We start from the raw sequence: 7,639 nt of genomic DNA on the forward strand, positions 1-7,639 counted from the left end.
CCGGCCGCGGCCCCGGCGACCGTTCCGGCCACGGCGGCAGCAGCGGTTCGATCAGCGCCCACAAGTCGTCGTCCACGATCCACGGCCGAGTGCTCGCACCATCACGAACGGCCGAATCGTCAGATCGGTCACGCCCCACCAGGACGATTCAGCAAGATCGTGTTACGAGCTCTTAGACCCTGATCCTTTAACGGAACCCGTCTTCATTAAAGGATCAGCCCGGAGGCTTGAAGCCCCGTCCGGAGTCAGGAGTAGGCGTGAAGGAGATCGACGAGCTGTATCTCAGCGAGTCGGGGCTGGTGGTGTTCGACATCGCTGCGGCCGACGAGGAGACTGCTCACCAGGTGATGGCGGAGCTGGGTCGGCGCTGGGCAACGTCCGGAGTGTCGGCCCTGCGGCGCGATCCCGGCGCCCCCGGGATCAGAGGCCGCGTGTACGCGGACATTCGGCGGGCTGGCACCGAGGGCCAGTAGACGGGCGGGGCCTGCTGGACGTCGGCGATCCGACCCGTGCTGACCAGTGGGCACAGGGTGGCGGTTCCTCGGGCCTTGCTGGTCATTGCAGGTCGTCGCGGGTGAGGTCTGGCCGCAGCCGGTGCCAGGACGGCTGGCGGAGTCGTCCGGCTCGGGTCCGGATGGTGTAGCGGACCTCGGCAACCAGGCGAGGCGCTACCCACCGTCCGCCGGTCACCGTGGGCCATTCGGTGAACGGGCACGTCCCGGTGGCCAGGTCGGTGAGAACGGCGGCGAGGTGGGTCCCGTCGGCGTCGGTCCAGCCGGTGCCGACGCTGCCGACGAACTGGAGGCCGCCAGATGCGGGCTGCCCCATGAGGAGGGCGCCGGGTAGGTTGGCTAGCCTGCCGTGGCTGGGGAGCCAGCCTCCGACGATGATGTCGGCGGTCTTCACGTTTCGGATCTTGATCCACGACCGGGACCGTACGCCGGGTTGGTAGAGCGAGGTGAGACGCTTGGCGACAAGCCCTTCGAGGCCGGCGGATCGGGTTATCTCCAGAGCCTGCTGCCCATGCCCGACGATGGCCGCCGGTGTCGACCAGTTCGGGCCGGTCAGGTCCAGGTCCTCCAGGATGGCACGGCGCTCGGAGTAGACCGTGCGGGTCAGGTTCTCGGCGTTCAGGAAGAGGACATCGACAGCATCAGGTGGGCGGGGAACCGGCTCGCTACGCGGGCAGCCCGGGCGGGGGAGCCGCCCAGCCCCATCCGTGACTGCAGCCGCTGAAAGTCGGCGCGGCCCTCACTGTCCGGCGCGATGATCTCCCCGTCCAGCACGGCGGGCCGGGAGCCCAGCGCCACGCCCAGGCCGGAGAGGTCGGGATAGGCGGCGGTGATGTCGGCACCCGACCGCGAGCGCAAGCGCACCGACCCGTCGCCGGGTGCGTAGGCCATACACCTCTGGCCGTCTTGCTTCAGCTCGAACCCGTACGAGGAATCCGCGGAGGGTGAGGGGAGGCGCCCGGGGGTGGCGAGCATCGGGTCGAGTCGTGGGAGGCCAGTCACGGAATGGGTTCCTCACGGCGCGCTCCACTTGCCGACTTCCTGCTCGGTGCTCCTCTACCGCCCACCAGGGCTTCGGCACATCAACCTCCAAACCCGCTCCAGGCTGCGGCCGCCATGGTGCCGGTGCGCCGCGGACGGGATTGCGGGGCGCGGAGGACGCCCACCCGTACCTCCCATACTCGCCCTCTGTGGTCTCCGCTGCATCCACCCGAGGTCTCACCACTGGTCGGCCCAGTGCGCGGCGTAAGTCTCGTGAATTCCAGCAACGTCCACCTCGTGCGCCTTTGGTCACTCAAATGGGTGGCGTTGTCAACCGAAGGCGGGTGGTGTTTTCACCGCCTTGCCGCAGAATGCGAACTCACTCGGTCAAAAGCGGTCGTCAGTTCTCCGAAGGAGTCGCTGTCCGGTCGGAAAGGTAGTCGTCGAGGAGTGTGACTGCGTGCCTTGCGGATTTTCCCCGTCCGCTTTCATCCGTCTCAGTCACCCCGGTCCAGGACGGGCCTGGGCTAGCTTCCGAGGGAAGGCACGGAAAAAGGCTCCGAGTTGATTGGCCGTCGGCGTCGGAGCCCCTCCCGCCGTGCCGGATCAACAACACACCAAGGGGCAGGCAATTGTTTCAGCACGTTCGCCGGAAAATCACGAGGATTATTCCGGCAAATCCCGAGGCTAGCATTCCGTTCGCAGCCCTTGTGTAAACTTCCGTCAGCTGCGCTTTCCAGGCGACGCTCCGTCTCGGCTTGCTGCTCCAGCTGGCCTTGTTCCTGGCGGCCGTCGTTGGCACCGACCCGCTGCATCCGCAGGTGCTGATGATGCTCATCGCGGTGGCGTGGGCCGACCGCAGCACCGTGTCATACCTCCGGGCGTGGCGGCGCGGCTGACGCCCGTCGAACCTGCTGCCGGACCGCTCCTGCGCGGGAGCGGTCCGGCAGCCCCGGGTCGGCCGCTGCCAGCCGATCGCCGATCCCCTCTCTCGGCCGCCGGTGCGCCGCACTGTCGGCCCCGCCGCAGACTCCACCGGTGGTGAGCTGCGGTGATCCCTCGGTCACTCCATGCAAGGGAGGCGTACGACATGCCGGCCCGCGCCGAAGGTGCTCTCGCACAGGTAGCCAACTCCGTCCGCACTCCCCGAAGGGGGATCACCCCGGCCCTCTCGCGGACGTCGCTCGCCTACGAAGCGTTCTGCCGGGATCATTGGCCCGTCTACCGGATCTTCGGCACCGTGGCGGCAGGCTCCTCCCGCCTCGGCGCGGATATAGCCCGCAGCGCCCTGGGCGACCTTGCCCCCCAGTGGGATGTCGTACTCCAGAGCGCCGCGCCGGCGGCCCTGGCCTGGGGGCTGCTCTCAGCCAAGTGTGACCCACACCACAAACATTCCGTACGGCGGCTGCGCCGTATTATCGGCCCGCGTGAAGTTGACGCTCTTCTGCTCCGCTATCGCATCGGGCTGCCGGCCCCCGAAGCCGCGCGCGCCATGGGGCTGGACGGGCCCGGATTCGAGCTTCTCCGCTCTCACGCGCTGCGCAGGATCACTCAGCGGTCATCCTGATGAATATGCCTCTGGTGAGTGCGGGCCGCGGTACGCGGGGGAGTGCGCCGGAGCGCAGGAGTTCGGCGGCCTGGCTGATTCGCGTCGGAACGTTTCGCCCGTTCGTGGATGCGGGTAGCCCACGTCTCGGCGGCCCTTCTAGCATGGGCGATCCGCCGTCGGGGGCTGCGACGTCCTGTGGGAGACGCGTGCGGCCGGAGTGTGAGGAGTGACCCATCGTCGACATCAGCAGGCCCAGTGTTGCCAGAATGTATGACCACTTATTGGGCGGCACTGACAATTACAAAGTAGACCAGGATGCGTGCGATGAGCTGCTGCGTATGGCTCCGAGCACGCGGGCCCTCGCGTTGGCCAACAGGGCTTTCCTGGTGCGCGTGGTGAGGTACCTCGCCCGCGAGCACGGCGTCCGACATTTTCTGGATCACGGATCGGGGCTGCCGACGCGTCCGAATGTTCATCAGGTCGCACAGGAAAACCATCCCGACAGCCACGTCGTCTACGTCGACAACGACCCGATGGTCATCGCGCACGGACGCACCATGCTGGCCGAGGACCCCCGGACCACTGCGGTGCTGGACGCGGATTTCCGCGACACCGAGAACATTTTCTCCAGCCCGGAAGTGCGCCGCCTTACCCGCGGAAATAATCCCGTCGCGGCCCTGTTCGTGTCCGTACTCCACTGCATTCCCGACCGCGACGATCCCTGGGCGCTGGTCGCCGCCGTCGCGGAGCGTCTCCCGCCCGGCAGCTACATGGTGATCTCCCAGCTCACCAGCCCCGATCTCGAACTCCGTACCGAGATCACCGACTTCATGCACGGGATCACCGACGGGCACTGGGGCAGGGTGCGGGCGCCGGAAGAGGTCGACCGCTTCTTCGAGGGCCTGGAGCTGGTCGGCACCTCAACCCCCGTCGAAGTCTCCCGGTGGCTGCCCGACAGTGACCTCGCCCCCCGGCGGAAGACCGACGAGTGGATCGAGTACGGCGCGGTCGCCCGCATCCCGTGACCTACACCTCCGGCTCGGGCGCCGCCGCCAGCTGGTCGATGTACATCTGGATCCGCTCCAGCGTCTGCTCCTTGGACAGGGCGCGCTCCCACCAGTCGTCCATCGATGCCTGGTACGTCTCCACCTCCGCGGGGTCGACGAGGAACTCGCCGCCGCGGTTCTTGTTCTCCAGGTAGACGGCCTTCCCGGTCTCGCTCTCGTACGGCTTGAAGAGGGTCATCGCCGGGTGCAGCGGCGAGCCTCGGCGCAGCGCGCTCCCTGGCAGGATGTAGATGTGGGCGTTCGGCTTGTTCTCCACGACGTTGAACAGGCTGCGCAGTTGTTCCCGCATCGCCATGGCGCCGCCGATCTCCTTGGCCAGCACCGACTCGGCGATGACGATGTGCATGATCGGGGCGTCGTCCTGATCGAGCAGGCGCTGACGCATCAGGCGCATCTCCAGCCGCCGGTCGATCAGGTCCTGATGCCGGCGCCGTACGTCGGGGTCGTGCTGCGCACGGGCGTAGTCCGCCATCAGTGCCCGTGCGTAGGCGGTGGTCTGCAGGACGCCGGGAATGTTGATCTCCTGGTAGATCCTGATCACCTTGGAGGTGGCCTCCATGGCCAGGACGCCGGCGAGGAGTTCTCCGACGACGTCGGAGTAGTTCGACCACCACTGCTGGCCGTGCGACTGCCGCAGGAGGATTGCCACCTCGTCTATGACGTCCTGCGGAGCGTTGTAGTGGTCGAGCAGGCCGAAGACGCGTTGCTCGTTGAGCTGGTCGCCCAGGGCGCGCTCTATACGGCTCAGCGTGGCCGGCGACCCGTGGCCCGCGTCCCTGACATGCGCGAGGTTCAGGCGCCGCTGGATGCGCAGATGCCGCAGCAGGGCTCCGACGAGCCGTGCTGCGGCCTGCGGGGTGGCAGGCGGCCCCTGCTCCTGCTGGCCCACTAGGGCCAGGATCCGGCCGGACATGGTGAACTCCTCGCGCGTTGACGGCAGTTTGCCGCCGCACGCTCAGAATGAGCAAGCCGCCACTCCCGGAGCAACCTTTGGCCGGTACTTTTCAGACAGTCAGCCCGCCCAGAAATCCCCTGCCCGCGCCCTCGAAGAATGCCGACATGGCATTGCGGCCGACCACCAGCGCCGGGCCGTCCGGGGCCTTGGAGTCCCGTACGGCGACATAGTTTTCATCCGCCACGAATACCTCGACACAGTTGATCGCGTCATCGCTGGCCGACGACTTCTTCCATCGAGCCCCGGGGATCGAACTGGCAGCCATCCCGTTGTGCAAACCCTGCATGAAAAATTGCCCCTTCCGTTCCTGAACTGCGCCGACGCTCCGTCGATCGCCCCGGTCGCATCGAGCCAACCGGCTCTTTTCGCGGGCCGATGAAAATTTCACTGGCCGTTGATAACGAGTGAGATCCTAGATCCCGGAAGGCGCTGAGGGAGTCCCCCGAAAGGGCGGTGTCACCGAGATGGAAAGCATTAGTATGCTTAATTCCCGGCTCGGTGCCGGAGCCTCCTGGTGTCGCCGAAATTGGCTGGACTTGCCCGGTGGGGAACGGGGGGAGGCGCGGGCCGGTGTAGGGAGAAGGAATTCATCATTCAACAGATCTGGGTGTGCTAAAAGGCTGCCCCGGTTGCTCGCGATAAGGGTGCGGGTAACCGCGATCATGAAGGTGTCCTGCTGCTAGCGCTGAGCCCCGGTCACCGTTCCTGGCGGATCGGTCCATGTGATCCGGGCGGCTGGGCCGGAGCGCCGTGGGGCTTGGGTGCTGCGAGCGCGGCTGGAGATGCGCGTTGGCCGGTCGGGGAGGCGCCTGGCGCGGAGGAGCTGCTGGATGACGGTGGTGCTCTCGTCGGGGTGCGGGAACAGGTCGACGGCCTCGACGCGGAAGCCGTACTCAATGAGGAGGTTCTCCCACAACTGCGGTGCCAGGACCCACATCTGTGTCGGCAGGGGCGGGTCGTCGCGCAACAGGATCATCTGCTCGCGCGGCGCCACTGCCGTCGACGGTCCGCGCCCGTGCAGGTCGGTGTGCAGGAGCGAGAGGATCAGCGGGGCGCCGGCACGCAAGCCGTCGCGCAATGCAGGCAGCGAGCGGTGCGGGTCGATGAAGGCGAGCGTCCCGATCGCGTACGCGGCGTCGAACGGCTCAGTAGTAGTGAGGTACTCGGCCACGTCTGCCTGCACGAATTCCACACCGTCCACGCTCGCGTGGCCGCTGACGGCACGTTCGTGCTGGGTCGGGGACAGCTCAATGCCGATGACGCGCGCTCCGTGTGCCTGAGCGAGTCGCACGGCGTGGTGGCCAGCCCCGGAACCGATGTCCAGGACGCGGCGGCCCGAGACGTCGCCGAGGACTTCTGCTCCGGGGCCGATTCCTTCCCAGGGCGTCCAATCCAGCCGCTCGGGGACGGGCGGGGTGTAAGCGCGCCCGAGTTGGCGCTGGCCGTAGATTCGCCAGGCCCGGGTGTTGGTGTCCTCGACGGGCACGTTTGCCTCCTGGTGGGCGGTGTTCAGGGGTCAGGTGTGTGTGACCAGGTAGGCGGGGCCCTCGCCGCGCTGTACTCGCTCGACGGCGTCGAGGCGGCCGAAGGCGCGCGGCGCCATCAGTTCCCGCCAGGTCGCGAGATCATGGACGGCCCAGAGGTCGTGTTCTGCCGGATCCGGCCGAGTTGCTCGGAGGTCAGCTGACCTCCGTCGAAGATGAGCCCACCTTGTTGAGCGGCAGTCGCGGCCCGGCGTGCAGGAAGTGCGTCAGCAGGAGGGGCGGCGTGTTGGGAGCGAGTTCGAGTCCGGCCTCCTCGACCGCCTCCCGCCGGGCGGTCTGCAGGGGATCCTCACCCGAGGCGTCCAAGTTGCCGCCGGGGAACTGCCAGAGTCTCGAGCCGTAGACCGAGCGGAGCTGGATGGGCCGGTCGTGCTCGTCGCGGATGTAGAGGCAGCCGTACACCGTGTGGTGGGGGACGGTCTGCGCATACTCCTCGGCCATCATCGGCATGGGCCGTCCGGGCCGGGCCGGGCGGTGATCGAATGCGAGAGCAAGTACACCGGGGGCTTCCTTGCTCGGTGAGTAGATCCCGCGGAGGTTGGTGAGCAGCTCGCTGAGCGGCCCGTCCGGGTCGATGCGCGCTGTGTCCTCCAAGCGAAGGAGGTCCTCGAAGGAGGCGTACGTGCTGACCCGCTGCACGATGACGTCGAGGTCCCGCCCGGTGTCCCGGTCGTGGAAGGCGACCGTGTCGCCGACGGCGATGTCGCGCTTGCTCGGGGAGGCCACTCTCACTTCCATCGTCTTACGCCCCGCTTCCACTTGACGGTAATACCGCCCGAGCAGATGCATGTGGTGCTCAGGCGCTGCGTCTCGGGCCGCCGGGACGGCTGGGATCGCCTGCTGGGTGTCGTCAGGCATAGAGCTCGTAACACGATCTTGCTGAATCGTCCTGGTGGGGCGTGACCGATCTGACGATTCGGCCGTTCGTGATGGTGTGAGCACTCGGCCGTGGATCGTGGACGACGACTTGTGGGCGCTGATCGAACCGCTGCTGCCGCCGTGGCCGGAACGGTCGCCGGGGCCGCGGCCGG

At 67.4% G+C, this 7,639-nt stretch carries 7 protein-coding genes and 1 pseudogene; 3 read left to right on the forward strand and 5 right to left on the reverse strand.

What is annotated here, in order from left to right:
* The first annotated feature begins 257 nt into the window (after positions 1 to 257).
* On the forward strand, positions 258 to 473 hold the full coding sequence (locus ACIQAK_RS32830; RefSeq protein ID WP_366392958.1) for a DUF6207 family protein: 216 nt from the start codon (positions 258 to 260) through the stop codon (positions 471 to 473).
* Between the two features lie 82 nt (positions 474 to 555).
* Here the strand turns inward: ACIQAK_RS32830 and ACIQAK_RS32835 are convergent.
* Positions 556 to 1,487, reverse strand: a pseudogene (locus ACIQAK_RS32835) (ATP-dependent DNA ligase).
* Positions 1,488 to 2,251: 764 nt separating this feature from the next.
* On the opposite strand from ACIQAK_RS32835, the gene ACIQAK_RS32840 reads away from it, so the two are divergent.
* Both ACIQAK_RS32840 and ACIQAK_RS32845 read left to right on the forward strand, forming a co-directional pair.
* Positions 2,252 to 2,392, forward strand: coding sequence for a hypothetical protein (locus ACIQAK_RS32840; protein WP_366392959.1), 141 nt, complete (start codon positions 2,252 to 2,254; stop codon positions 2,390 to 2,392).
* Between the two features lie 883 nt (positions 2,393 to 3,275).
* Positions 3,276 to 4,067: an SAM-dependent methyltransferase gene (locus tag ACIQAK_RS32845; RefSeq protein ID WP_366392964.1), complete on the forward strand. Its 792-nt coding sequence runs from the start codon at positions 3,276 to 3,278 to the stop codon at positions 4,065 to 4,067.
* Position 4,068: 1 nt separating this feature from the next.
* On the opposite strand, the gene ACIQAK_RS32850 is transcribed toward ACIQAK_RS32845, so the two are convergent.
* The 4 genes from ACIQAK_RS32850 to ACIQAK_RS32865 all read right to left on the reverse strand — a co-directional run bounded on the left by ACIQAK_RS32850 (position 4,069) and on the right by ACIQAK_RS32865 (position 7,334).
* Positions 4,069 to 5,022: a helix-turn-helix transcriptional regulator gene (locus tag ACIQAK_RS32850; RefSeq protein WP_366392960.1), complete on the reverse strand. Its 954-nt coding sequence runs from the start codon at positions 5,020 to 5,022 to the stop codon at positions 4,069 to 4,071.
* Between the two features lie 91 nt (positions 5,023 to 5,113).
* A complete protein-coding gene (locus ACIQAK_RS32855; protein WP_366392961.1) occupies positions 5,114 to 5,350 on the reverse strand; it encodes a DUF397 domain-containing protein in 237 nt (78 codons plus the stop codon).
* 393 nt (positions 5,351 to 5,743) lie between these two features.
* Positions 5,744 to 6,550 (reverse strand): class I SAM-dependent methyltransferase, encoded by an 807-nt coding sequence (locus ACIQAK_RS32860; protein WP_366392962.1) that lies wholly within the window; start codon positions 6,548 to 6,550, stop codon positions 5,744 to 5,746.
* A 193-nt stretch (positions 6,551 to 6,743) separates the two neighbouring features.
* Entirely contained in the window at positions 6,744 to 7,334 is a 591-nt protein-coding gene (locus ACIQAK_RS32865; RefSeq protein WP_366392963.1) for an NUDIX domain-containing protein, read from the reverse strand.
* Positions 7,335 to 7,639 lie beyond the last annotated feature (305 nt).

This window comes from Streptomyces sp. NPDC088706, assembly GCF_044752765.1.
Lineage (GTDB): Bacteria > Actinomycetota > Actinomycetes > Streptomycetales > Streptomycetaceae > Streptomyces.